This window comes from Nocardiopsis sp. TNDT3 (assembly GCF_003427465.1).
GTDB lineage: Bacteria > Actinomycetota > Actinomycetes > Streptosporangiales > Streptosporangiaceae > Nocardiopsis > Nocardiopsis dassonvillei.
Genome location: NZ_QPFC01001300.1, coordinates 1 through 1713, shown reverse-complemented (window position 1 = coordinate 1713; position 1713 = coordinate 1). Strand labels below are relative to the sequence as shown.

Annotated in this window: 2 protein-coding genes and 1 pseudogene; all 3 read right to left on the bottom strand. The window is 71.1% G+C overall.

Annotated elements, in window-relative coordinates:
- Positions 1-16: 16 nt before the first annotated feature.
- A complete protein-coding gene (locus DQW06_RS27090) occupies positions 17-367 on the bottom strand; it encodes a hypothetical protein (protein ID WP_013152248.1) in 351 nt (116 codons plus the stop codon).
- Positions 368-414: 47 nt separating this feature from the next.
- Entirely contained in the window at positions 415-753 is a 339-nt protein-coding gene (locus DQW06_RS27085; protein ID WP_071621734.1) for a YbaB/EbfC family nucleoid-associated protein, read from the bottom strand.
- Positions 653-1713 (bottom strand): annotated as a pseudogene (locus DQW06_RS27080) (hypothetical protein); the annotation flags it as partial. The pseudogene DQW06_RS27080 and the gene DQW06_RS27085, both read right to left, overlap by 101 nt.

The following is a 1713-nucleotide window of genomic DNA, read 5'->3' as shown; positions in this document are numbered from 1 at the left end:
GGGGTGGGGTCGGGGGTCACCGGCGTCCCCCGGTCCCGTTCGTGCCGTCTATGTCCGGGACGGTGTTGATGTTGTCCTCCTCGGAGCGGCCGAACTTCTCCTTGGTGCCGCCGAGGATGGCGCTGGTGTCCTCCGCCGCGATGACCAGGAACCCCAGGTACTCGTCGATGGAGGTCTTGAGCACGCCCAGGGACTTGTCCATGTCGTCGGCGAACTTGTCGCCCTCGCCCCAGAGGGGGCCCAGGGCGTCCAGCTCGCTGCTCAGCCACTGCTGGAGTTCACGGGCGTACTCGGCCGCGTCGTTGACGCTCCAGCTGTTCCTGTCCATGCCGTCGAGGTCGGCGAAGAAGTCGCCGCCGGTCGTCATGTCCGTCTCCTCTCGTGGTCCTCAACCGCGGGTGCGGCGCGGGGCGCCTAGTGCCGCGGGTTCTCGGAGGGGATGCCCAGCCGGTCGAGCAGCTTGAGCGGGTCCAGCTCGCCGCTCATGACCTCCTCCGCGCTCGTCACGTCCGGCATGAAGGGGCTGTAGGCCTTCGAGACGCGCTCGGCCATCTGGCTCCGCGCCTTGTTGACCACCTCGGTGATGGCGGCGGCCAGCTCGGTGGGGGCCATGTCCCGGTAGGCCTGGGTGTGGAACTTCAGCTCGACCAGCTCACCCGTCGCGTTCACCTTCGCGCCCACGAGCCTGTTCTTGGCCACGACCTCTTCGGTTGCCGCCTCCAGGTTTGCGCTTGCGTCCGCCAGCAGGCCCATCGTCTTGTGAAGCTGTGCCAGTTCCTCTTCCATCTGGCGTTGCATCTGCGAACTCATGCCGGGTGGCTCCCTTCTTGCTCTGACCGGGTACGGGGCGTCCCAGTGCGGATCTCTGCGCGTCGGCGGTGGTTCCCCAGACCTTCTCGTCCTCGGAGAGCCAGGTGGAGCGCTGGCGGTCGCGGTTGTTGTCGCCGCCGCCACCGCCACCGCCCATGCCGCCGCCCATCATGGGGGGCATCATCGGCATGCCGCCCATGCCTCCCATGCCGCCGACTCCGGCGCCCGCGCCGCCGGTGCCCGCGCCGGGCTGGCCGCCCAGCCCTCCCACGCCGCCGAGCCCGCCGGCGCCGCCCGGAGTGCCCGGTCCGCCGGAGGTCCCCTGGGGGCCGCCCGCCGGGTACTGGGTGCCGTCGGGGTTGGCGAACAGCGAGGAGCGGTCGGAGCTGTCCGGAGCGCCGGGTCCGTCGCTGGAGTAGGGGCTCGGGCTGAGACCGCCGTAGTTGAGGCCGCGGTCGTCGGGGGCCAGCGGCGGCGGCAGGACGTCCGGGGGCTCCTGTCCCGGGCCCGTGTAGTTGCTCCTGATCGGCTCCCCGGTCTCGGGGTTGATCGGGTAGGGCCGACCGGTCATGGGGTCGATGACGTAGGGCTCGCCGGTGATCGGGTTGATCGGTACGTCGCTGCCCGACCCCGGGCCGTTGAGGCCCAGGTCCTCCGGCAGCGGCGGCGGCCGCAGCCCGTAGTCGTAGTCGTCGGAGGTGCCCGGGCCGTTGAGGCCGAGGTCGGGCGGCGGCAGGGGCGGCTGCAACCCGTAGTCGTAGTCGGTGGGCAGCCCGGTGACCGGGTCGATACCGACCGGCTGCCCGGTGACGGGGTCGATGGGCAGGACCTGCCCGGTCTCGGGGTCGTAGTTGATGGGCAGTTCGGTCTCGGGGTTGTAGGGCAGTCCGGTCTCGGGGTCGA